The sequence below is a fragment of the Saccharopolyspora shandongensis genome, assembly GCF_900106995.1.
Lineage (GTDB): Bacteria > Actinomycetota > Actinomycetes > Mycobacteriales > Pseudonocardiaceae > Saccharopolyspora > Saccharopolyspora shandongensis.
Genome location: NZ_FNOK01000008.1, coordinates 136,508 through 160,438, shown reverse-complemented (window position 1 = coordinate 160,438; position 23,931 = coordinate 136,508). Strand labels below are relative to the sequence as shown.

19 protein-coding genes are annotated in these 23,931 nt (G+C 70.6%); 2 read left to right on the top strand and 17 right to left on the bottom strand.

The annotated features are described in order from the left end of the window. The 12 genes from BLW84_RS11330 to BLW84_RS11280 form a co-directional block, all read right to left on the bottom strand. Positions 1-561, bottom strand: a complete 561-nt coding sequence (locus BLW84_RS11330) for a phage tail protein (protein WP_093264702.1) — start codon at positions 559-561, stop codon at positions 1-3. Further along, positions 558-2,531: a putative baseplate assembly protein gene (locus BLW84_RS11325; protein ID WP_093264700.1), complete on the bottom strand. Its 1,974-nt coding sequence runs from the start codon at positions 2,529-2,531 to the stop codon at positions 558-560. The genes BLW84_RS11330 and BLW84_RS11325 overlap by 4 nt, the downstream gene beginning before the upstream one ends. Beyond that, positions 2,531-2,947 carry a GPW/gp25 family protein gene (locus BLW84_RS11320; protein WP_093264697.1) on the bottom strand — a complete coding sequence of 139 codons (417 nt, stop codon included), beginning with the start codon at positions 2,945-2,947 and terminating at the stop codon, positions 2,531-2,533. Before BLW84_RS11320 ends, BLW84_RS11325 begins: the two co-directional genes overlap by 1 nt. After that, positions 2,944-3,258 carry a PAAR domain-containing protein gene (locus BLW84_RS11315; protein ID WP_093264694.1) on the bottom strand — a complete coding sequence of 105 codons (315 nt, stop codon included), beginning with the start codon at positions 3,256-3,258 and terminating at the stop codon, positions 2,944-2,946. The genes BLW84_RS11320 and BLW84_RS11315 overlap by 4 nt, the downstream gene beginning before the upstream one ends. Positions 3,259-3,295: 37 nt before the next feature. Beyond that, positions 3,296-5,095 (bottom strand): VgrG-related protein, encoded by a 1,800-nt coding sequence (locus tag BLW84_RS11310; protein WP_093264692.1) that lies wholly within the window; start codon positions 5,093-5,095, stop codon positions 3,296-3,298. Further along, positions 5,095-5,811 carry a CIS tube protein gene (locus BLW84_RS11305; protein WP_093264689.1) on the bottom strand — a complete coding sequence of 239 codons (717 nt, stop codon included), beginning with the start codon at positions 5,809-5,811 and terminating at the stop codon, positions 5,095-5,097. The genes BLW84_RS11310 and BLW84_RS11305 overlap by 1 nt, the downstream gene beginning before the upstream one ends. Before the next feature lie 13 nt (positions 5,812-5,824). Further along, complete coding sequence (locus tag BLW84_RS11300; protein ID WP_093264687.1) at positions 5,825-6,250, bottom strand: phage tail protein; 426 nt, start codon at positions 6,248-6,250, stop codon at positions 5,825-5,827. 23 nt (positions 6,251-6,273) lie between these two features. After that, positions 6,274-6,564, bottom strand: a complete 291-nt coding sequence (locus BLW84_RS11295) for a hypothetical protein (RefSeq protein WP_093264684.1) — start codon at positions 6,562-6,564, stop codon at positions 6,274-6,276. A 2,437-nt stretch (positions 6,565-9,001) separates the two neighbouring features. Next, positions 9,002-9,160 (bottom strand): DUF6760 family protein, encoded by a 159-nt coding sequence (locus BLW84_RS47390; RefSeq protein WP_165968071.1) that lies wholly within the window; start codon positions 9,158-9,160, stop codon positions 9,002-9,004. Next, positions 9,157-9,621: a hypothetical protein gene (locus BLW84_RS11290; protein ID WP_093264682.1), complete on the bottom strand. Its 465-nt coding sequence runs from the start codon at positions 9,619-9,621 to the stop codon at positions 9,157-9,159. Before BLW84_RS11290 ends, BLW84_RS47390 begins: the two co-directional genes overlap by 4 nt. Then, positions 9,618-10,058 (bottom strand): phage tail protein, encoded by a 441-nt coding sequence (locus tag BLW84_RS11285; protein WP_093264679.1) that lies wholly within the window; start codon positions 10,056-10,058, stop codon positions 9,618-9,620. Before BLW84_RS11285 ends, BLW84_RS11290 begins: the two co-directional genes overlap by 4 nt. A gap of 31 nt (positions 10,059-10,089) precedes the next feature. Continuing rightward, complete coding sequence (locus BLW84_RS11280; protein WP_093264677.1) at positions 10,090-11,604, bottom strand: phage tail sheath family protein; 1,515 nt, start codon at positions 11,602-11,604, stop codon at positions 10,090-10,092. Between the two features lie 242 nt (positions 11,605-11,846). Here BLW84_RS11280 and BLW84_RS11275 point away from each other — a divergent pair, with 242 nt between their 5' ends. Further along, a complete protein-coding gene (locus tag BLW84_RS11275) occupies positions 11,847-13,310 on the top strand; it encodes an eCIS core domain-containing protein (RefSeq protein WP_093264674.1) in 1,464 nt (487 codons plus the stop codon). Positions 13,311-13,358: 48 nt separating this feature from the next. On the opposite strand, the gene BLW84_RS11270 is transcribed toward BLW84_RS11275, so the two are convergent. The 4 genes from BLW84_RS11270 to BLW84_RS11255 form a co-directional block, all read right to left on the bottom strand. Beyond that, positions 13,359-15,422 carry an ATP-binding protein gene (locus BLW84_RS11270; protein ID WP_093264672.1) on the bottom strand — a complete coding sequence of 688 codons (2,064 nt, stop codon included), beginning with the start codon at positions 15,420-15,422 and terminating at the stop codon, positions 13,359-13,361. Continuing rightward, positions 15,419-16,114, bottom strand: coding sequence for a Pvc16 family protein (locus BLW84_RS11265; protein WP_093264669.1), 696 nt, complete (start codon positions 16,112-16,114; stop codon positions 15,419-15,421). Before BLW84_RS11265 ends, BLW84_RS11270 begins: the two co-directional genes overlap by 4 nt. A gap of 4 nt (positions 16,115-16,118) precedes the next feature. Then, positions 16,119-19,190, bottom strand: coding sequence for a hypothetical protein (locus BLW84_RS11260; protein WP_245761071.1), 3,072 nt, complete (start codon positions 19,188-19,190; stop codon positions 16,119-16,121). Positions 19,191-19,321: 131 nt separating this feature from the next. Next, positions 19,322-19,945 (bottom strand): helix-turn-helix transcriptional regulator, encoded by a 624-nt coding sequence (locus BLW84_RS11255; RefSeq protein ID WP_093264667.1) that lies wholly within the window; start codon positions 19,943-19,945, stop codon positions 19,322-19,324. A 222-nt stretch (positions 19,946-20,167) separates the two neighbouring features. On the opposite strand from BLW84_RS11255, the gene BLW84_RS11250 reads away from it, so the two are divergent. Further along, entirely contained in the window at positions 20,168-21,448 is a 1,281-nt protein-coding gene (locus tag BLW84_RS11250) for a COG1470 family protein (RefSeq protein ID WP_093264664.1), read from the top strand. Positions 21,449-22,253: 805 nt separating this feature from the next. Here BLW84_RS11250 and BLW84_RS11245 read toward each other — a convergent pair. Further along, the gene (locus tag BLW84_RS11245) at positions 22,254-23,801 is read right to left on the bottom strand and encodes a substrate-binding domain-containing protein (protein WP_093264874.1); all 1,548 of its coding nucleotides are present in this window, start codon (positions 23,799-23,801) and stop codon (positions 22,254-22,256) included. Positions 23,802-23,931 lie beyond the last annotated feature (130 nt).

The window sequence follows — 23,931 nt, the reverse complement described above, 5'->3', positions numbered from 1 at the left end:
TCATCCTCCTTCCCGTTGTGGCGGCCCGGGCAGGACCTCGACGGTGCAGGTGAGGTGGATCGGGCAGGCCGCCTCGACCACCGCGTCGACCTGCTTCCGGTCCACCGCCGAGCGGCCCGGCCAGACCTGGATCACGGCCCGGGTGATCGCGTTGCCGGGCAGCGCGGTGCCCGGCCGGGTCGACCAGACCGCGCCCGGGCCGTCGAGCACCCGCGCGTGCACCCCGGCGCACAGCCAAAGCCGGTCCACGAGCCCCCGCACGGTGCCGTTGCGGCGGTGCAGCTCGACGGCGCGCATCACCACCGCCCGCCGCAGCGGCGGCGGCCACGCCGGGTCGAGCTCCACCGAGACCCAGCCGGCCAACCAGGACACGAAGTCCTCCGGCGCCACGCGCGGGTCGAAGTAGCGCGCGATGTTGTCCATTGTGGACACGATCGGGGCGAGGACCGAGTCCAGGCCCGCGGTGAACCGCTGGGCGAAGTCGTCCCCGGCGTACAGCGCGGGAAGAAGGTCGCCGAGCGGGTAGCGGCTGGGCAGGTCGGGTACCGCGCGGCGGCTCATCGCGGCCCCTGGCCTTCCGCCGGATCCCCGGAACCCACCAGCACCTGGTGCTGGTGGGAGAAGACCAGCGCGTGGGCGGCCAGCTCGACGCGATCCACCGGCGTGCCCCGCTGACCGGTGATCGGATCGGCGGGGAACAGCCGGATCTCGTCGATCAGCTCGACGCCCTCGACCTGCTGGAGCACGGCGAAGATCTCGCCGACCTGGACCGGCCGCCCGAACGGCCAGCCGGTGCCGTCGGCGCCGCCGCGCAGCGGGTTGAGGTACCGGTAGAGCGCGGCGAGGGCGTCCCGGTTCACCCGGTTCACGTCGGCTTCCGCGGAACGCATCCGCGCCACGACGGTGATCCCCTGGTAGAACGGCGGCTCCACGACGAGGCGGGTGCCCAGCAGCCGGTGCTCGTCGAGCCGGGTCGCGATCGCGGCGAGCAGCTGCGGCGAGGGGATCAGCTGCTCGAACCGCAGCTGGTCGCCCGCGTCGGCCACGGCGTTCGGCACGACCAGCACGCGGGCCGCGCCCGGCTCGTGCTCCGCGCCCGCGGGCAGGCAGCGGATCCGGGCCGCGGCCGGCGCCGCCTGCCACGCGATCTGCTCGTAATCCGCGGCGGTCACGGCCCGCTCCTGCACCCGAAGCTGGTGCGGCGCGCGCACTTTCGCCTCCGCCACGGTCTCCCCGTCGACGCCGCCGCCTGCGGCCTCGCGGTTCTCGACATCGGACACATAGGGCACCGAGCTGCGCAGCACCGAGATCGCACCGCGCGCCACGTTGCCCGATCGGCCGCCGCCCGTGCGGTACTTCGCCACCCTGAGGTGCGCGCCCTTGGGCGGCACCGCCCCGTACCTGCGCAGGCTGCCGTCCGGCGCGCGGACGGCGGGCGGGAAGAGGAACTCGCCGTTCGTCGCGTCGAGCGTGACGTGCCGGTCGGCGGGGCCGGAGTTGCCGAAGTGCTCCACGACGTGCCAGTCCTGCCAGCCGTCGTCCGCGGCGACCTGCACCACGACCGGCTCCGCGTCGGTGAGCACCGGCGCCCGGTCGAGCCGGAACCGTTGGCCCGGCACGCCTTCGGAGAGGCCCAGCGGGACGTCGGTGACGGTCTCGGCGTGCTCGACGGTCGTGGTGCCGCCGATGGTGAACGCCTCCGCCACCCGGACGGTCGGCGACTCGGAGTAGAACGGCTGGTTCTGTTCCGGGGCCACGACGCGGCAGCGCAACCAGCCCGCCCGGACGCCCGCCACCGACGACAGGGCGTGCCCGGCGGGTACCTGCAGCACCACCTCGCCGGGCCGGTTGAGGCCGCCGGTGGTGTCGTCGAAGACCGCGCACTCCGTCCAGCGCACCCCGTCCCACGATTCCCACACCAGCGGTGGCTGCCGGGGATCGACGCCGATGCCTTCGACCTGGCTGTCCAGCCGCACCGCGATCACGCAGCGCGGGACGGCGTTGCTGAGGCCGAACAGCATGGCGTCGTCGACGGCCGGTTCCGCCTGGAAGCACGGCACGTCCTTGCCCGCGTCGAGGTCGCCGGTGTGGTTCTGCTGCGCCCCGGCGGCCGAGATCGTCACGAGCGTCGTCAGCTCGCAGGGCACGATGGGCAGTTCGTCGGTGGTGGCGAAGACGACCGCCTCCTCGGTCTCCGAACGCGCGGTGGCGACCTCGGTGCCCAGCGGGAGGAGCACCGTTTCCGGCTGCGCGGCCGACAGCCAGAAGGTCACGTCGGCCCGCGCCGCCGCCGGCGGGAACAGCCGGACGCCCAGCAGGTCGAGGAACGCCAGGTAGTTCTTCTCCGGCACCCTGTTCAGCCGGTAGATGAGCTGGTCCACCATGTGCGCGAACGTCTCGATGAGGGTTACGCCCGGATCGGAGACGTTGTGGTCGGTCCACTCCGGGGCGCGCTGCTGCACGTAGCGCTTCGCCTCGTCGACGAGTTCCTGGAACCGGCGGTCGTCCAGGTTCGGCAGGGGCAGGGCCATCAGTCCGCGTCTCCCTCCGCCGCGCCGTGCGGGATCGTGTAGAAGGGGAAGACGAGGTTCCGGCGGTCGTTGGTGGCGCGCAGCGTGTAGTGCACGTCGATGTACAGCACGCCTTCTTCGACGGTGTCGAACGCGACGACCACATCGGTCACGTCGATCCGGGGCTCCCAGCGCCGCAGCGCGCTGCGCACCTCCTGGGCGATGCGCCCGGCGGTGGCGCCGTCGCTCGGGGCGAACACGTACTCGTGGATGCCGCAGCCGAATTCCGGGCGCATCGGGCGCTCGCCCGGCGCGGTGCCCAGCACGAGGCGGATCGCCTCCTCGATCTCCTGCTCCCGCTCGACCATCGCGATGCCGCCGGTCGCCCCGACCCGCATCGGGAAGGCCCAGCCGCGGCCGATGAAGCGCTCGCTCACAGCGGGCCTCCGATCAGCACGTTCGGCGCCCCGATGACCACTGTCGCGCCGCAGGTGGTCTTGTCGTTCATCCGCGCGGCGGGCAGGCCGCCGATGAGCACCACGCCGGAGCGCGGCGGGCTGGGCATGAGCACGTTCCCCGCGCTCAGCACGGTGTGCGGCAGCAGCGGGCACAGGTGCTGACTTCCCGTCACCGCGGCGGGTTTGCCGCCGATGAGCACGGTGGCCACCTTGAGGGCAGCGGGCGCGGGAGGCGGGCCGATGGTGCCTCCGTGGGAGGTGGGATCGCCCATCCGGGCTGCGGGTGGCATCGCGGGAACTCCTTGTCAGCTCGGGAAATCGGTCTGATCAGTTGATGTGGACCATGCGGCCGCGCAACGTGGCCATCGCGCCGCCGTCGATTCCCACGTTGGTCCGGCCGTTGATCGAGACCGACGTCTTCGCGTCGATCGACACCGACTTGCCGGTCAGGGTGATGTCGCCGGTACCGGCGTCGAGCGTGATCCCGCGGTCGGTCAGCGACACCGAGCTCAGCGCTCGCCGGCCGCCCACGGCCGACACCGTGATGTCGATCGTCCGCCGCTTCTCGTCCATCCGGATGTCCAGCCGCTTGTCGCCGCTGGTGAGCCGGATCCCCGGCGTTTTGGTGGTGGAGTCGATGAGTTCGAGCCGATGTCCCTTGCGCGACACCAGGGAACGCCGGTTGACCTTGCCGGTGGTGCGGTCGACCAGCGGCAGGTCGTGCGGTGACGGGTTGTCCCGGCCGTTGTAGAGCCCGCCGAGCACGTAGGGCCGGTCGAGGCAGCCCTGCTCGAAGCCGACCAGCACCTCGTCGTTGACGTCGGGGCTGAACACGCCGCCACCGCCCTGCCCGCCGAGCTGCACGGTGCGGACCCAGTCGGTCACGTAGGCGTCGTCGAGCCACGGGAACTTGAGCTTCACCCAGCCCCGCTCGGCCTTGCCCGCCTCCTTGATGTCGGTCACGATCCCGGTGGCCAGGCCCGGGATGCGCGGGCCTCGGTCCGGCGCGTTGGCGCCGGTGACCAGCCCGGTCAGCGACCGGTCGGGGGAGGTGCTGACCAGCACCGTGGTGCGGTAGCCGTTCCCGGGTTCCAGCACGTGGTGCACCGCCGTCGCGGTGAACCGCCCGGAGAACTTCGGCCCGACGTTGCCGAGCGCGATCGGCACTCCCGCGCGCAGTTCCGGGTTGCCCTCCGCGACCGCTTCGATCTCGCCCAGCCCCGCGCTCATCGACGCCGCCAGCGCGCGTGCCGCCGCCGTGGCCTCGGCCTGCGTGCCGTAGGGCGTGTCGGTGACGCGCATCCGGGCGCCCTTGCCGAACTTGCCGGTCGCCTCCGCCGCGGTGAGCCCGGGTCGCACGGTCGTGCTCTTGGTGGCGTTCTCCTCGGCTATCAAAGGACGTTTGGTGGCGACGTTCCAGCCGCGCACCTCGACCTTGTCGACCTGGTCCACGGCCGTGAGCGCCGCGCGCAGTGCCATCAGGTTCCGGCCGTATTCCAGGACGAACGGGCTCTTGGTCGCCGGGGTGTTGGGCGAGGGAGCGCTCGCGGCGGGTTTGAGCGCGGCGAAGTCCAGCCTCCCCTTTTCGTCGACCCGCACGGTGACGCCGTGTTCCTGCGCCAGGCCCTGGAGGAACTCCCAGTCCGACACGTTCGCCTGGGAGATCTGGGTGTAGGTGATCGGCTTGGCCTGGATGCGGCCGGCCGACAGGCCCGCGCCCGTCGCGACCTTCCGCACGATCGCGGCGGCGGTCATGTTCCGGAACGCCGTGACCTTCCGGCCCCGCATCAGCCGGTGCGCCTTGCTCATCGCCCGCACCACGGTGAACGAGCCGGTGTCGTCGGTGTCCAGCTCCAGGCCGGTGACCTCGCCGGTGAACAGGCGCTTCGGTGCCTGGCTGGAGGTGGTGGCGACGGACACCGTCAGCGGCGAGCCGATGGTGATGCCGGTCGCGGTCAGCAGTTCGTGGTTCGGGTCCCGGAAGGTCAGCAGGGCTGCGTCGGGCAGGCCGACGTTCTCGTCGACCACGCAGCTGGTGAGCTGTTCCTGCCAGGCCGCGGGCAGCGGGCCGGGCGTGGCCACGATCGGATCGGCGGCGACAGAACGCCCGCCCTCTTTTCCGCCCATCACACACCGTCCTGTCCGTCGTCGAAGGCGGGCACCAGCAGTTCGGTCCCGGGCGCCAGGATCATGGGGTCGTCGATCTCGTTGGCCTCGGCGATGATCCGCCACGCCGTGGCGTCGCCGTACTCGTGCCAGGCGAGCTGCGGCAGGCTGTCGCCGGCGATGACCCGGTGTGTGCGGCGGGTGTTCTCGGAGCCCGAGGTGGGGTTCTGGCCCGGGGTGTCGACGCTGGCCTCTTCGATGCCCAGCGAACACGTCGCCCGCAGCGGCTTCCCGTCGACGTCGAACAGCGAGTAGTCGACCGAGAAGCTCGACAGCACGCCGTTGAACGACGTCGTCCTGGCCGTGCCCCATTCGAACCGCACCCACGGGCTGGCGGGCTTCTTGCTGGCCAGGCTCTTCGGGGTCGGCACGCAGGCCACCATCAGGTCCTCGATCTTCTTCTCCACCGAGCCGTCGTGCTTGTCGGTGGCGTCCAGGAACACTTCGAGGGAGAGGGAACGCGGGCCGCTGCCGACGAACTCGGGCAACGCCGCGTCGGGCGCCATCCGGGACGGCTTGCGCCGCCACTCGGTGCTCTTGGTCAGCGCGAGCTTGTTCGGGTTGAACTGGAACCTGACCCGCTTGATCGTCGCGCCCGGTTTCGCGCCGACCTTCGCGGGTGGCTCCATGATCAACAGCTGGGCGCGGGCGAGGTTGTTGCCCGGTGCGGCGGCCATCCGGCCCCTCCTCTCACGATGGTTGCAGGCCCAGGTGGGCGATTTCCAGCGTCTCCACCGCGGCCTGCGCGTTGGACGGGTCGAAGGACGGGCCCTGCCAGCTGACCGGGATGATGCCGAGCACCTGCCACCGGGCGATGGGCGTGAGATCCGGCTTCAGCGCGACGATCTCGCCGTTCTTGCGCTCGGCGCGCTGGATGATCTTCCCGAGCCACCGCGAGATCTTGGTGGTGTCGCTGGTGACGGGGCGGGTCAGCGTGATGTTGGTCCAGGTGATCCGGGTGGGCAGCTGCCAGGCGAAGCCGTTGTTGCCGCCCTCGGCGAACTGCTCCACCTCGACCTGGGCGCCGAGCCCGGAGCAGGTGTTGAACCTGCCCAGGTCGTTGCCCCCGATGACCAGCCGGAAGAACACGCTGGACGCGAAGATCTCCTGACGCACCGGCAACACTCCTTCCGAACGTGCTAGCGGCGGCGGTCGTGCAGCCGCCCGATTCGTTCCCTGCCATGGCGGAACTCGGCGCGCAGCAGCCGACCCACCGGCTCGATCAGGCGACGAGCGAGCTCGTCGATGTCGTGCCCGCCGGCGCCGCCCGCCGCGACGGCCGGGGCGGGGTCTTGCTCCCCGCTGGCGGCCGGTTCGGGCTTGCGCTGGACCACCGTGACCGGAACTCCTGCCGGGACACCGGGAATCGGGCTCGACGCGGCGACCGGTTTCGGGGCAGCGGCCTTCTGCCGTTCTGCGGGCTGCTCCACCGGGGTTGGGCTCGAACGCTGCACGGTTGGGGCCGCTGGGCGGGATACCGGGAGGACTTCGCGCGGAGTTTCGGCTGGCTGGTGTGTCAGCGCAGCGCTCGGCAGGGCTTCACCGCCGGGTGGTGCCGGGAGCGGGGCGAGCTGTACCGGAGTGCTGGGTGCCGGGGGAGCGGCCGAGATCCGGGCTCGCTGCACTGGCGTGCTCGGCGCGGGGCGCGGCGGCGTGACCCCGGAAGGCGGTGCCGGGTCGGCCTGGTTCCAGCGCACCGGTGCCACCGGTCGTGCGGGTTGCTGAGGGCTGCGCGCCGCGCCGACGCCCGGGTCCTGTCCGATTCGTGCGGTCAGCGACCACGCCGACAGCAGTGGCAGGACGCGCTGGACGGGTTCGTGAGGGCGAGCCCCGGCCCGCGTCGTCACGCGGTTCGGTGGTGCGGATTCGGGTGCCCGAACCTGGCGTTGAACGTCGGCGGCGGAGCCCTGAGCGGAGGAAGCCCCGGTCAACGGGAGCGCGGTCGGCGCATCCCTTTCCGGTGGGTGAGGCCGTGTCGTCGGACCCTCGGCCTCGGGTGTGGCCGTGGAGGGCCCCTGGTGCTGGCTCAGGGGCGCGCGCTGGACCACCGGCACCAGGCCTGGCCCAGGTTCTGCCTTGGCATCCCCGAAGGGAAGGCCCGCGTTCAGATCCGTCCGATTTTGCCTAAAATTGGGAACCTCCCGATTTTGCCTAAAATTGGGAGGTTCCTGATTTTGCCTAAAATTGGGAGTCGCCTGGTGTCGGGCCGCTTCGGTGGCGTCCTGTTCGGATTCCGACGCCCCGTGTGTCGCCGGAGGGGGATGGCCCGGCGGCGTGCTGAGCGGGCTCTCGATCCGTTGCACGGCAGTGGAATCATGGATCAGGGGTGCTGCCGGCGCGTCCTCGTCGTGCCCGGGGTTGGCCGGGGTCGCGTCTCGGATCGAGCGCGGGACGACGAGTTCGGTCGGCGGCGAGTGCACGTCGACGGGTTCGGGTCCTTCTGGCGTTTCGCCGGGGGAATCATCGTGCGCAAGCCGCTGCACCACCATGGATTCCGCGGAATCGTGGATCAGCGGCGCGATCGGGGACTCGGCCGACGTGCTTCGCGGCGGGGTTCCGGCTGGTTCGTGTGGTATCTCGCCTGGGGCGTCCGGCTCGGCAAGGCCGGGCGACGGCAGGACCTCCGAGACGCTCGTAGGCGAGTGCGAGTGCGAGTGCGCGTTGCGGGCTTCGGGCTCCTGCGGCGGTGTCGGCGGCGCGGTGAGCCGCTGAACCACGCGATCTGCTTCCCCCGACGCATTGCGCGGCTGCGATGTAGGCGCGATTCGTTGCGGCTCAACTGGGTCCGAGGAGTCGGGGCGAACCGTCGCGGGTGAGCCGCTATCCGGGCTTGCAAGAGCCTCTGCTCCGGTGATCGAAGCGACCGGTTTCCGCTGCACAACGGGAGAATCGGCCGGAGGTGGGACCGACTCGGCGGGCGTCGGGCGGTCTTCGGCGCTGGTCGTTCCGGCAGGAGTCGCGGACGGTGGGATCTGGGCGATCGGCGCTCCGATGCCCAACCGAGGGCGAACCCGGGGCGGGGCCTGGCTTCCCTGGGCATCACGCGCGGAGGTCTTCGTGACCCGCTGGACCGCGCGGTGCTCACCGGTGCGGGACGGAGCCGGGTCGGTGCTCGCCAGCGGCAATGCCGACTCGGCGTCCGGAGGCTGGTCCTGTGCGCGGTCCGGGTCGGGGAAGACCACGGCGCTGGGCGGAAGGGCGCGCAACGGTTCGCCAGGACCTGATCGCGTCGCGGCGTCGGGCTTGGCCGATGAAACCTGGCGCTGCACGACCGGTTCCGGCGCAACAGCCGTCCTGTCGCCTGGATGTAAACCATCCACTATGGATGATTGGTCGGGCGTGGTACTCGGGCGCGGTCCCACTGCGCGCAAGGGCCGCGGCGCGAGTGGCGTCGCCAGCCGGGCCACGGTCAGCGGCGGAGAGAGCCGCCGTGGCAGCACCTGAGCAACATTACCTTCGGCGACAGGGGATTCCGCCGCGGCAACGGATGCCGGGGAGTGGTCCAGCGGCACCGGACCGCCGTCGTATGCGGGGACGACCACGGGCAGCGCCTCGGTCGCCGAGCGCTGCGCGGGAACCCCGGCAGCCGGGCGGAGCAGCCCATGCACGAGACCGGACGGCGCGCCTGCCTGGAGGCTGTGCCCGAGCCCGGTCAGCACGCCGTGGTCCTGGAACGAGGTCACGGATTCCCGGAACCGCATGGCCGCGGTCACGTCGATTCCGGCGCGCTGGATCACGCCGGGATTCGCGGCGGCCCGCCGCCACCCGCCGTCCCAGTCGGGCGTCGTGGTGGCAGGTCGCGCCGAGCCGTCCTCGCGCCGCGCGCCGCCGCGGCGACGGCGGAAGAGGTCCCACAGGCTCACCCGGTCACCCGCCTTCGTTCACCCTGGTGTTGATGCGCGCGATCTCGCGGACCCAACGCCGTCGTTCGTGGTGGTCGAGTTCGAGGATCTCCTCGCGCGGCCAGTGGAAGTGGTAGGCGACGTACGCGACCTCCTCGTGCAGCCGGTCGACCGCGTACGTCACCATTCCCCCAGGCGCCCACCGGCGAGGTCGACCTCGAACGCCGTGCCGCAGGACGGGCAGGTGACACCCGCCCTGGTGTGCCCCTCGCTGTTGATCCGCCGGTAGAAGTCCTGCAGGAAGGCGATGTCGGTGGCGTACATGTTCTCCACCAGGCCCGTGTGCACCTCGGTGAGCTCGCCGAGCCGGGTGATCACCTGGCTGAGCAGCACCACGCTGAGGTAGGCGGGGTTCTCCTTGACCCGCACGTCGATCAGCGGCCGGAGCTCGTCCTTCGCGGTGGCCAGCCGCATCCGGCCGTGCCGGTGCACGGTGCCGTCGGAGTGCACGTAGCCGCGGGGGAGTTCGAACTCGAACTCGTCGTGCTGCGTCGCCTGCTCGGCCGGGGCCGGGCGGGTCTCCGCCGCCTGGCCCTTGCCCGTGACCTCGTCGAGCTCGCCGAGCGACGCGATGCGTCGCCTCATTCGACCTCGATCCGCTCGAACGTGATGGTGGCCTTCTCCGTCGCCGCCTGGGACTCGCCCGCGGTGAGCGACGGGCCCGCCCACTTGCTGACCCAGGCGTCGAAGAGCTGGATCCGCCGCACCGTGTCGCCCTTGGAATCCTGGATCTCGATCGTCAGGTTCTCCCGCGCGACCTCGACGTTGCCGTCCAGCAGCGTCTTCTTGATCCAGTCGGTGAACTCGGCGCTCTGGTCCATGCCGCGGGTGATCGTCACCTCGCCGCCCTTCTGACCGCCGGGTTGCTTCTTGTTGATCCGCTCGCCGGTCGGCGTGACCTGCTGGGTCTCGATCACGTCCTGCTCGACGGTCAGGCCGCTGATCTCCTTGACCGATTCCACCGTGATGCCGCCGAGTTGCACACCGAACCGGTGCGTGGCGAGACTGTCGCCCTGTGCCATGGCTTATCCGCCGCCTTCCGTGCCGTTGGGGCTATTCGCTGAGCAGGCTGGTGCTGTCGGAGAACTGGGAGAGCCGGAAGATCACGAACTCGGCGGGCTTGACCGGCGCGACACCGATGTCGCACACGACCTGCCCCAGGTCGATCGACTCCGTCGGGTTGTTCTCCCGGTCGCACTTGACGAAGAACGCCTCCTCGGCGGTGCGGCCGAACAACGCGCCGTCGCGCCAGGCCTCGTGCAGGAACGCGGAGACGTTGCGCCGGATGCTCGACCACAACCGGTCGTCGTTCGGCTCGAAGACCACCCACTGGGTGCCGATCAGGATCGACTCCTCCAGGTAGTTGAACAGCCGGCGGACGTTGAGGTAGCGCCAGGCGGGGTCCGAGGAGAGCGTCCGGGCGCCCCAGATCCGGATGCCGCGCCCGGCGAACGCGCGGACGCAGTTCACGCCAATCGGGTTGAGCAGGTCCTGCTCGCCCTTGCTCAGGTTGATCTCCAGGTCCACCGCGCCGCGGATGACCTCGTTCGCCGGGGCCTTGTGCACGCCGCGCTCTGCATCGCTGCGCGCCCACACGCCGGCGACGTGGCCGCTCGGCGGGACCAGCGTGTTGCGCCCGCTGGCGGGGTCGAAGACCTTGATCCACGGGTAGTACAGCGTCGCGTACCGCGAGTCGTAGCCCGCCTGGTCCATCCGCCAGTTCCGCACCTGCTGGGCGTTGAGGCCCGGGGGAGCGTCGAGCACCGCGACGCGGTCGCCCATCTGCTCGCAGTGCGAGATCGCCGCGAGCTGCACGGTCTTCACGCCTTCGGCGTCGATCAGGCCGCGCTGGTGGGCACTCATCAGGTCGGGGACGGCGACCATGGTGATCTCGTCGATGGTCTCCAGCCCGCCGAAGCCGGTGCGCGCTGCGAGGTCCCCGACGTACTCCTGGGCGTCCACGGTGGCCGGTTTCGACTCGCGCGGCGGCGTCGCGGCGATCGTGACCGACTGGTTCTCCGGCCTGGTCAGGGCCGCGCTGGACCGCTCGGTGACCTCGATGAGCTTGGACCGCTCGCGGACCTGGGTGACCACGTAGCTCTTGACGTTCTTCTTGGTCGACACGTCGTAGGTCTCGGCGACCTTGCCGCCCTGGCTGACCAGCAGCCGGAACCGGTCCTCCGGCGGGTTCTCGCCCTCGGCGTCGGCGACCTCGACGGTGATGTCGGCGCCGGCGCCGGGCAGCGCCGAGATCCGCAGGCCACCGAGCTCCACGGGCGTCGGTGGGGCTGCGTCGGGTGCCGCAGCAGGCCCGCCGATGCGGACGACGTAGGCCGTGCCGCCGCCGTTGGCGAAGTAGCCGTAGATGGCGTGCGCCAGGTAGCCGTCGTCGAAGCCGCCGAAGGTCTGCACGTACTGGCTCCAGTTCGTCACCAGCGTCGGCTGGTGGAACGGCCCCTGCGGCGCGAAGCCGACGAAAGCGGCGATGGCGGTCCCGACCCCCTCGATCGGTCTGGCCCCGTTCTGGACCTCCTCGACGTACACGCCAGGGGACAGGTACGACGGCATGTTCGCTCCTTCGTCTGAAGTGTGGCGTGCCCAGAGCCTCGCGCCCGGCGATGCGGGCGAACAGGTCCGCCCGACCCCCACCGAGGGCAACACGACTGCCTTCCCGGGCAACCCGGTGCTGCCTTCCCGGGATATGCCGGTCGGGGTGCGCGGGGTTCTGCCCCCCAGATGTGCCCTTCCGGGCATGTCCCGACAGCGCTGGTCGCGGTACCAGTGGTGCACGGGCGTTGTGAGGAGACCTGATGCGCGACCGGCACAACAACGGTGAAGCGGAGTCGTCCGAGCGGGAACGGCGCGCTCGACCATCGGAACCCGGAGCACGGCCGAGCAGTGCTGTCGGCTCCGCCGAACACATCCTGCACCTGCAAAGAACGCTGGGGAATGCCGCCGTGGCGAGGGCGATCGCCGACGCCCGAAGTGGCGACGACGTGGCGGAGGTGCAGCGTTCGGCCGTGCACGAAGTGCTGCGGTCGTCCGGAGCGCCGCTGGACGAGCCCGTGCGGACGGATATGGAGGCTCGTCTCGGCGCGGACTTCTCCGACGTCCGCCTGCACACCGGACCGGCCGCACAACGCTCGGCGGCCGAGATCGGCGCCCGCGCCTACACCTCCGGAAACCACATCGTCGTAGGCGAAGGCGGAGCCGACAAGCACACCCTCGCCCACGAACTCACCCACGTCATCCAGCAGCGCTCCGGCCCGGTCGCAGGAACGGACAACGGCAACGGCCAGAAGGTGTCAGATCCATCGGACCGCTTCGAGCGCGAAGCTGAAGCCAACGCGATACGGGCCACAAGCGCCGCGGCCCCGATGCAACGCGCCGAGCAGCCGAACACGCCGGGGTTCGCTGGGGAAGCAACAGTTCAGCGGATGCTCAGACAACGCGGGAATCGGAGGGGTGGTGGCCAGTCCCACGGGCAGCCGTACAACAAGGACCGAAGGAACCGAAACCAGCCACAGCAGACGGAACAGGTTACCGCGAACGAATGGGCGACGCGTCGCGGAAAAAAGTGGGTGCAGGTTCCGGGGCCTGATTCTGGCAACCGTGCCAAGGTGAAGCACCACGTGATCTCCTGGTTGGAAGACAATGAGACCATCGTTTTGGGGGTCAAAGCAACGGAACCGCCGTATCCTGGGCAGGATCCGTACGGCGTTGGGTATCCCGCTGTTGTGGGCGGTACGAGTGAGATGACGGATGCTGCCAAGAGGAGCAGGTGGCGTCATGAGATCGGCCCAATTGATGATATGGCCAGGTCCACGCTGGAAAAAGAGGTGGACGAGGAGCTGAAGCGCGAGTACAGATTCGCTTCGGAGAGAGGAATGTGGAACATGGGGGAGGGGGCCTATGGAAATACGACGAATCGCATCTGGACGGGCTACGTATCTCCAACCTCCGCCAAGTACCGGGAAGATCATCCACTACCTAGCAAGGAAGATGATCCGTCGTTCCACGAGAACGAGAGGGTGTTCACGGTGACGCTGACCGAGCTTCAGCAGCGCTACCGGATCACCTCCGGTTCGAGCAATGAGGAGGTACTGCGTGCCGTGGCCGAGGTCGCGGGCACGTCGGTCCCCGATCAGCTGGAAGGCAACGAGCAGGCGGAAATCTATCTGGCACCTGACAACTATCCTCTCCAAGCACTTGCCAACCAGATCAAGGGTGCACTTACGGAGAGGGAGCAGGGTGCGCCGACGGCTCCCGAGTAGGCGCTCTGGACATGGAGATTCGGGACGCGGAGGTGCCTTCTCCGATGCTCAGCGCTCCGCCGCCCACTGCCCGAACTCCGATTCCAGCACCAGGCGTCCGAGCTTGCCGTACTCCTGGCGGACTGACGTGATCAGCTCGTCCATGCCCACCGGCCTGCCCGCCTCCGCCGCGAGGTAGGCGGCCGTGATGGCGCAGGAGCGGATCGAGCCGCCCGCGAGCCCGAAGCGCTCCGCGCAGAACGCCAGGTCCAGGTCTTCCGCTCGGGGGATCGCGCTGCCGAGGCAGCGGTCCCAGAGGGCTTGGCGCTGCTCCGGGCCCGGCATCGGGAAGTCGGCGATCACGTCCAGGCGGCGGGTGAACGCGTCGTCCAGGTTCGCCCGGAGGTTCGTCGTCAGGATCGCGATGCCGTCGAAGGTTTCCATGCGCTGCAACAGGAATGCCGACTCGACGTTGGCGTAGCGGTCGTGGGCGTCCTTCACCTGGGAGCGCTTGCCGAAGATGGCGTCGGCCTCGTCGAACAGCAGCACCCCGTTCACACCGACCGCCTCGGTGAAGATCCGTTCCAGATTCTTCTCCGTCTCGCCGACGTACTTGTCGACCACTGTGGACAGATCGACCACGTAGAGGTCCATCCCGAGGTCGGCCGCGACCACTTCCGCCGACATGGTCTTGCCAGTGCCGGATTCACCCGCGAACAACGCGATCACGCCGCGCCCGCGGCCGCCGCCGGGACGCATCCGCCAGTCGCCGAGGACGAGGTCCCGGTGCCGGGCGCGCATCGACAGCTCGGCCAGGTGGCGGTGGGTCGGCTCGGGCAGCACCAGGTCATCCCAGTGCACCGCCGGCGTGATGCGCCGGGCGAGGCGTTCCAGGCCCGCGCCGTTCTGGGCGCGCACGCCCGCCCGCAGATCGTCCAGCCCCACCGGGCGGGCGTCGAGCGTGGCGAGCTGGGTCGCCACCGAGGCCGCCCGGACGACCTGGTCGGCGTCCAACCGGTAGCGGGTGAGGGCATCGACGAGCGCGCTTTCGGGCACCGCTGCGGCGTCACCGGCCGCCGCGAGGGCCTCCCGCCAGGCCCGCGCCCGCTGCTCCGGCTTCGGGGCCGCGACGCGGATCGACACCGGAGCCTGCCGCGACCAGGCCGGATCCCAGCTGCGGGAACCGTGCAGGAACAGCGGAATGCCCGCCGCCGACGCGACGATCGCCCGCAGCAACCGGGCCTGCTCGCGCTCCAACGCCTCCAGCGGGCCGAACACGATCCCGGCCCGGTGCAGCCGCGCTTCCCGCACCAGTGCGGGCAGGACGGGCAGCGGCTCCGGCTCACCGGCCAGCTCCCCGGCGTCCAGGATGAGTGCGCGACGGCCGCCGACCGCCAGGGCGTCCGTCGCGACCTGCATCGCGCCCTCCGCCCCGGTGAGGTGGACGAGCCGGATCCCGGTGTCCAGCGCCGCGCCGATCCGCTTGGCCAGCACGTCTGGCGGGCGCGGATCGGCGTGATCGAGGCGAGCGAGGCGCGCGATGTGGGGATCGATGTCGTCGTTGCCCAGCAGGTGCGCCACGACCCGGTCGGGAACTCGCAGCGTCCGCGACAGCGCCGGCCGCTCCGGCTCCTGCACCTCCAGCAGGCCACCGGCGACCAGCGGCGCGCCCGCGGCGAACCGGAACCGCCCGTCGCCCGCCGCGGGCACCCCGCACAGCTCCAGCGCCAGCCCGGTGGTCGGCCGCCGCCGGGTCACGTCGTCGTTGAGGTAGCCGTAGAGCGGTTCGAAGCGGACGTCGACGTCGGGCGCCATCGCCACCAGCAGCAGTTCCAGATCCAGTGCGGTGAGGCCGAAATCCTCGGTGAGGCGCAGCAATCTCGGCCCAGGTTCGGGCACGGCCGCCGCGAGCGCGTCGAGCTCGGCGGACGCGGGATCGTCGTCGCGGGTCGCGGCCCAGGACTTCGCCGGGGAGGCGAGGATGCGGTCGACGTCGTCCGGGGTGACGTAGAGCCCGCGGTAGGGATCGTCCGGTTGCGGGTCGGCGGCCCGCCGCGCCGCCACGACCTCGCGGACGCGCCGTTCGATCAGCCCGAGGCGGGCCCAGAGGTAGTTCAGGTCCGGCCCGGTCACGAGATCGTGCCCCGCCGCCGTCGCTTCGGCTCCGGGCGCGGCCGGGTCGGGGCGAAGCCGGCGCCTTCTGCCGTGGTCGGCCCGTCGTAGCGCAACCGACGGGGGGACTCGTTCACCGGATCACCCGAGCTTTCCGCTTGCAGGACAGCGCCTTCGGTGACCGGCGGCCCGGCCGGGATCCGCTCGCCGGCCAGCGGCGCCGTCACCCGGAGGTTGATCGACGGCTTGAGCTGCCCGCCGAGCGCCGACCACACGTCGGAGGCCGACCGGCCCTCCGCCATCGTTCCGCCCGCGTCGAACGAGACCGTCAGCCCGAGCTCGGCCAGCGTCCCGGTCAGCCACTGCGACGCCAGCGCGTCGTGCCGCACCAGGCAGCGCAGCACGTCCGAGAGCAGCCGGTGTTCGTCCTGCGGACGGTTCGTCCACGCCGTCACCAGGTAGGAGAGCTGGAACCAGTGCGGCGGGCTCTGCCAGCCGATCATCTTCCCATCGTCGTCGTACTGCTCGAACGCGCCCGCGCGCCGGAGGTCCGGCTCCTCCCTGATGTCGTAGAGGAAGACGCTGACCGTGGGAGAGTTGCGCTTCGCCGCCCAGTCCGTCGTGGGTGGGTCGAAGGCGAGCTCCACGCCCGAGCCCGGCACACCCCCATCGGCCAGCAGCAGGCGCAGGCCCTCGTCCACCTCGTGGATCACCGGATCACCTCCGCCCGACCAGGTCCGGCGGCGCGATAGTGGGCTCCACCACCAGGAACTGAGTGGTGACAGGGCCGAATCCTGGGCCGGACGCGGTGATGGTGCGCGGCCCGGTCTGGTCCTTGGGCAGGATCAGCAGCTGCGCGGCGAACCTGCCGTCCGGGCCGGGCAGCGTCGGCGCCGCGGCGGCGGTGATGCCGGGCGTCCACAGCAGCTGCACCGGGGCTCCCGGCGGGAAGTCGATGCCGCGGACGGACGTCACGAAACCGGGTTCGCCGATGTTCGGCACCGCGACGATCCGGGGCTGCAGCACGCGGTACGGGGTGGTCGCGGCGTTGTCGGCCGGGTTGGCGTCCGTTCCGGTGGTCCGCAGCGTTGCGCCGATCACCGCCTCCAGCGCCGCGTTCGGCGCCAGCACCACCTGCTTGCTGACGACTCCGCCGGGAGGCAGGTCCGGCAGGGTGCACCGCACGGCCGAGCAGTCCGGCGGCAGGCTGGTCACCGGGACACCGCGCGGCAGCGCGATATCCAGGGCGAGGCCCGTCGCCGTGCCCTCAGCGGTGTTGCGCACGGTGTAGGTCACCTCGGTCCGACCGCCCACATAGGACGGATTCGGCTGGGCTTCCACCGCCACGGCGGGATTGGCGTCCGGCGGTGGTGGCGGCGGCGGGGGATCCGGCGGCACCGGAACCACCGGCACGACCGTCGTCCCGGTGTTGTCGTCGGGGAGGGAGTCCTGCATCGAGCTGCCCGCCCGCCAGCGGAGCCGGTGGTTGCCGGTGGTCACGCCGACGAGTTCCGCGGTGACCTGGATGGACTTCCCCGGCTGCACCACGTCGAGATCGCAGCGCGCTTTCTCGGCGTCGCAGCGGCCCGCTTGCGCCCGGAGCCGTTCCAGCCGCAGCCCGTCCGGCACGTCGAGGGTCACCCTCGTGTCCGGTGAGGCGGCCGGGCCGTTGTTGCGCACCGTGGCGGTGACCGGCACCGAGGACCCGACCTCGACGGTGGCCGACGACTGGGGAGCGGTCAGCGCCAGGTCGATGGTCGCCTGCCAGGTCGGTTCCTTCTGCCGCCCGGGGAGCCGGCTGGTGATCGGGGTCAGCCGGCCCTTCGCCGTGTCCAGGACCGCCAGGTGTTCCGGCGGGTTGAAATCCTTGACCGGGCGCGTGGACAGCACGATCTGGTCGCCGTCCGGCGCCAGGCTGGCGTCCCGGGGCTGGAACGGCCCGGTGTCCCCGCCGTCGGGCCGGTCCGCGCAGCTCGCCAGCCCCTTCGGCAGCAGCACCTCGCAGCGGTCATCGGCCAGGTACATCCGGTACAACCCGTCGGGCTCGCGGTTGAACACGATGCTGCGCCCGTCCGGCGAGAACGCCGGGCTGTCGTCGACCACATCGCACAGGCAGACGAGCTCGCTCAGGTCGCGTTGCTGGTCGAGGCCTTCGGCGCGGGCGATCCAGATGTGGTTCTTCCGCTTGTCCGTGTCGGCGACCCGGCCCCGGCTGAACGCGAACCGCTTGCCGTCCGGCGAGAACGCGGGCTGGGTGTCGTCCTCCTCCGCGTTCGCGCCCTGCAGGTGCCCGGTGACCTCGCCGGTGGCGACGTTCACGACGATGATCCGGCTCCGGCCGCGTCCTTCCTCCATCGCGCCGGGCGACCTGCGGGCCACGGCCATCTTCGTGCCGTCTGGCGACCACGCGGCGTCGGTCTCCCAGTCGCCGGACTTGCGGTCGTCGATGGGCAGCAGCTGGGGATCGGAGCCGTCGGCGCCGACGATCCAGATCCGCTGGACGCGCTGCCCGCCGACGGTCTCGAACCGGCTGACCGCGATCTTGCTGCCGTCCGGGGAGTAGCTCTGTCGCTGCGTCCACGGGTCGAAGCCCGCGTCCGGCACGAAGAGCTTGGTGGAGTCGACGACGGCTTTGGGATCCTCGGTCAGCACGTCGACCCCCAGGCTCCGCGGATCCGACCCGTCCTGCTGGATGTCCTGCAGCAGCGCGGTGTTCCGGAGCTTCGCGGTCGTGCGCGTCACCACGAGGCGCCCGGTGATCCCGTTGGCGAGCCAGGCGGGGGAGTCGACCAGCCGGTCCTCCTCCAGCATCTGCTGGGGCGGGGGAGCGGGCAGCGTCGCGGTGTCGGCCCGGTAGACCCGGTCGATGCTGTCCGCCGCAGCGGCGTAGCCGCCCTCGACCCGCTGGAGGTTGGGGCTGACGAACAGCAACCCGTCGCCGTTCGGCAGCCAACTGGGCTCCCGGCTCTGCCAGCCGTCTTGCAGCAGCGGCGCGCCGGTCCCGGTGCCCCGGAGCACCCGCACGCTCTGGTCGGAGGCGTCGCCGATGTTGCCGTCGCGGTCGAAGGTGTAGGCGATCTGGTCCCGGTGGTCGGCGTCGTCGACCGGGTTCCACGACGGCTGGAACGCGCTGCCGGACGGCTCGTCGGTCAGCCGCCGCAGGGAGCCGCCGCCGGAGGCCTGGTCGTAGATCTGCCACCGGCCGCCGGCATCGCAGGCGTAGGCGATGCGGGAACCGTCCGGCGAGAAGGTGGGATGCGTGTCGTTGTCGGCGGTTTCGGCGAGCCGGTGCGCATCGGTGCCGTCGACGCGCACCAGCCAGATGTCGCGCTGCGTCTGCTGCCCCGACGTCTCGGCCGAGTCGAACACCACCCACTTCAGGTCCGGCGAGAGCTGCGGATTCGCGGCATCGCGGCCCCGGGTGAGCCGCCGCACCTCGCCATCGGCGTCTCGCAGGTACACCTGCGGCTTGGCCTCGTCGCGGAGGCTGGTGAACACCAGCAGCCCGCCGTGCGAGGACACGTCCTGGTCGAAGTGCTGCGGGGATTCGTCCAGCAGCGGCTGCGTCGAGGTCTGCCCGGACATCCCGGTGGTGGTGACGCCCAGGCTGCGGTGCTCGGTACCCGAGTAGGCGGTGCGGGCCGGTGGTTGCTCGGCGGCCGGCCGGGGCGGTGCCTGCGCCGCGGTGCTCGGAACGCTGATCAGCCCGTCCAGCAACAGCACGACGCCGACCAAGGCGATCCCGAAACGCGTTGAGCCGCGCCGGAATCCTGGCACGCTGCCGATCACGGTTGACCTCCACCGCAGACGACCGATACCCCCGCATCCTGGCCCGGCACCCCGTCCCGCCCCCAGATCCCGACAGGCAGGCGAGCGGGCAGGCCTCCGGCACTTTCGGGCAACGTCCGGCGCGCGGCGGGTCAGATCAGGCCGTGGCGCATGACGTAGCCGACGGCGTGCGCCCGGTTGCGCAGCTGCAGGCGCGTGGTGACCTCCTGGAGGATGTTCTTCACGGTGCGCTCGGAGTAGGACATCTTGACGGCGATCTCCCTGGTGTCGAAGCCGTCGGCGATCAGGCGGAGAACTTCCACCTCGCGGGTGTTCAGCGTCGACAGGATCGGCCGCACCGCGGCGGTGGCGCTGCGCTGGAGCTTGCCGACGTGGTCGAGCAGCCGGCCGAGCATGTCGCCGGGCAGCATGCCTTCGCCGCGGACCAGCGCCGTGATCAGCCCGACCATGCGATCCTGGTCCGCTTCGCTGCGGCGCAGGACGGCCGCCACGCCGCATTCAATGGTGGTTTGCAGCGCGTCCTGCTCGAACTCGCTGACGATGAGGCCGGTGCGCACCGACGACGTCCGCTGCAGCCGGCGGAGCAGCTGTCCGGCCGCGTCGTCCAGCCGGTCGATCACGACCAGCGACACCTCGGCCCGAGCTTGCTCGCTCGGTCTCAGCACTTCCACCTCGGGGCGCGGGCGCAACTGCTGGGCGACGCCGAACTCCAGAATGGGATCCCCTGCGTAGACCGCCACCGGGACTCTCGTCATCGTGTCCTCTCCCTAGAACCGGGTCCTGTCGCTGCGTGTTCTCGGTGAGACCTGCTCGATGCCCGCCGCCGGGCGAACTTCGGGTGGTGCCGGATCAGGCCTGCGGCGCGGGACCGCCGCTCGCGAGGGCAGCGCGGCGGCGTTGCCGCGGGCAGCCGCCTTGCCCCCGCACTGCCCTCACCGCCCTGCTCGAAACCGCTCGGGTCGCCTAGCTTTTCTGAGGTGAGCCCTTATGCCGAACTCGAAAGCGCCACGGTGGTGGTGAATCCGGGCGGGGAGGCGACCACGACCCTCACCGTGCGCAACGACACCGAGATCGTCGAGGCGTACGAGTTCGAGGTGGTCGGCGAATGCGCGGCCTGGACGACGGTGGAACCGACCAGGCTGTCGCTCTACCCGGGAACCCAGGACGTGGTGACCCTGCACCTGCGCCCGCCCCGCTCGCCGGAGGTGCGGGCCGGCGAGGTACCGCTGGCCGTGCGGGTCGTGCCCGTGGAGCGGCCCGACCTGGTGACCGTGCCCGAGACGACGGTGATCATCACCCCGTTCCACCGGCTGAAGGCCGCGCTCGTCCCGCAGCGGCGCCGCACCTGGCGGACCGGCCGGTACGAGGTGGAACTGCACAACCGGGGCAACAAGCCTGCGGCGATACCGCTGTCGGCGACCGATCCGGCCGAGCAGCTGAACTTCCGGTTCGAGTCGGATCGCCCCGCGCTCGAACCCGGTGACCGGACCGAGGTCCGGCTGCGCGTGCGGTCGAGCAGACTCATGTGGTTCGGCAAGCCGACCAGCCACCAGTTCCTGATCACGGCCGCCACCGAGGCGGAGGCGTTGGAGGGCGAGCTCCCGCAGCCGGAGGAGCTGGACGGCGAGCTGGTTCAGCTCCCGCTGCTGCCGCGGTGGTTGCTCACCCTGCTGGCGCTGCTGCTGGCCCTGCTGCTGGCCTGGCTCTTCATGGTGGGCCCGGCGCTGCTGAGCGCGGCGCAGGAGGCCGCGCGGGAAGAGGCGAGGCAGATGGCGCAGAACGGCGAACTCGTGCCGCCGCCACCCGCAGAACCGCCCAAGCCTCCGGACAACGGGCAGCAACCGCCGCCCCCGCCTCCTCCGCCGCCGCCGGACGTTCCGGGAGTTCCGCCCGGCAACGGCGGGCCGCATTCGATGACCATCGAGGTGGTCACCAACCCCGGCGCCAACCTCTCGCGTTCCGCGAAGGCCCCGGAGGGCAAGGTCTTCTTCGTGACCGACCTCGTCCTGGCCAACTACCAGGGGGACGAGGGCCTGCTCACCATCCGCTTCGGCGACCGGACGATCACCACGATCGCGCTGGAGACCTTCCGGAACCAGGACTACCACTGGGTGACGCCGATCGAGATCCCGGCCGACGAGGACGTCACCGCGACCGTGCGCTGCGCCCGGCCGGGCACGCCGCCGTCCGGTCAGCAGGCGGGGCGGTGCGTGGAACTGCTCAACGTCAGCGGTGTGCTCCGCGACGCGCCTCGATAATCCGCCCCAGTTGTCGCTATTCGGCATCTGCTCCCCTAGCATGCCCGTTCGCCCCATCAACTCATAGCGCTGTTCCGCCAGCAAACCACGAAACTGTGCGGAAAACCACGGAGATCGATATGCGCGAAAATACCGCAACATTCCCGGTTCCGGCGGTCGGAGTGGTTTCCCGGATGCGACCGATCCACCATCCGGAGGTGGTGGGGTGGGCCGTTCAGTAGCGGTCGGGAGGCGCGTCCCGAGTTCGGGACGCGCGAACCGCTCGCCCGGTAGTCCCAGGTCGGATGCCGGGCCGGACGGTTCGGCTATGTGCTGGACGTTCTCCGGGAAACACGAACGCAAGACGGCATCGGTGTGACGGCTCACCTACTGGTCCACAGTAGACTGGAGGCGAACGGCGTAAGATACCGTCCGCCGTCTGCCGCAATTGCTCATAGAAGCGCGAACCTGCATTGAAAAGCGTGCATTTTCGTCCTGAGTGGAATCGCGGATGCGCTCGGCCTTGGGGTGGAATTTCGCGAGAGACTGCCCCGAGGGTGCGACATTGGCGAAGCGGTTTCATAAATTCTTAACGCATTTCACACTTCTTTTCCCGAGTCGTCCGATGGTTGCGAATCCGCGCTAAAAACACCCGATCGGCCGCATTGGTGCACCAAAATCGGCGAGGGCATTCGGCATTCCGGGACGTTCCGGCCCGGGAGTCGGCGACGAGAAACCTCTGGTGCGCGGGCGAAACCGAACCCGGGAGCCGCGCCGCAAGACTTGGCCCGCTCGCACCGGACGGGCGTCGGGCTGACGGGGTCGGCTACTCAGGGCGGCATCGCACCGGGTTTGCCAGTTCCACGCACGGGCGGTTGCCGTAGGCGCGGATGATGTCGCTGCCCACCTGGTTCGTCAGGTAGCGCCGGAAGCTGGCGGCCAGGGACGTCGGCGCGAGTTCGCCGAAGGTGTAGGCGTACTCCGTCTGCCAGAACGGATAGGCGCCGTGGTCGGCCGCTTCCAGGCTGGCTTCGTGGCCGTCGATGCGGACCTTGCGCAGCTCCGCTTTGCGGTTCTCGGCGGCCCGGAGCTCGCTGTAGCCGATTGCTCCAGGGGTGTTGGCCACGGTGTCCAGCAGGCTGCGGGTCTCGGTGCGCCGGCAGCGGAGGACGCTGCCGCGCAGGCTCTCGTTCCGTGGCTCCACGCAGTCGTCGGAGTTCTCGCCGGGCTCCACGTCGCCACCGAGGAGCCGTTCCTCCAGGGTGGCGCGGGTGCCCGACAGGGCTTCCCGGTCGACGATGCGCACCGGCACGTCGTTGCCGCCCACCGCCCGCCAGTTGACGACCCGGCCGCTGAAGACGTCCCGGATCTGCTCCGGCTTGAGGTCCTGGACGCCGGCATCCGGGTTGATGACGATCGTGAACAGCAGGAACGCCACGGGTTGCGGCAGCAGCTCCGGCTGCCGGTCGCCCTTGGGGCCGTCGGAGAACGCCAGCACCTCGGGCGATCGCGTGCTGTTGAGCAGTTCGAGGCCCTGGGCGCTGCTGCGCATCTCCCACTTGAAGTTGGCCCCCGGGCAGGACTTCGCGTACTCGTCGGCGGCCTCCCGCAGCACGGGTTCGAAGGCCGTGGAGCCCGTGACGGTGAGGTTCCCGGCGGCGCAGTCCAGCCGGGCCTCGTTCTTGGTGAGGTCGATGATGAACGGCTCGACGAGGCTGATCATCAGCAGGAAGCACACCAGCGCCACCACCCAGCGGGGCGTCCCGGTCTGGCTCTTGGTCTCGTGCACCTTCCCGCTGCCCACGCCGCCGCTGATGGTGCCGACGACCTCGGGATCCGGGATCTTGCCGCCGCCGTCTTCGTCCCCCGCGCGTTCCAGCACGACCAGGACCTTGTAGTGCGCGGAGCTGTTCAGCTTGACCTTGGGCAGCTCGACGAGCCCGACCGTCCGGTCGGCCTCCTCGACGTCCGACATGCCCAGCCCCGGCGCCTTGGCGTCGAAGTACGTCGCCAGCGACGGGTCGCTGAGCTCGGTGACGACGACGCCGGCGACCCGGCGACCCGGGAACCTGACGCGGATGCCCACGGAGGTGTCCTCGGGGAAGCCGTAGTCGCCCTCGGCGATGTTGGTGGTGCCGGTGTTCTCGATGCGCAGCAGGACGAACGACGGGTCGACCAACCGCTCGCCGTCGTCCCGCTCCAGCCGCCGCCACGCGCCCGCGTAGAGGGCGCTGACATCGGTGGGGGTGGTGTCCATCTGCACCCGGTAGCCGAGCCGCTTGCGGCCGACGAACGCGAATTCCCACAGGAAGGCCATGAGGGGGACCAGCGCACCGACGATCGCGAGCGCCAGCTCCCAGGGAAATCCGTCCACGACCGCCTCCGCAGGCACGAGCAACGAACCGAGATCGTCAACGTAGTGAGCCCGCGGAGGCGGCCGGTCTCACTTACCGACCAATTTCCCCGTAATTCACTGACCGTTCCTCATCGTGATCGATCGGCCG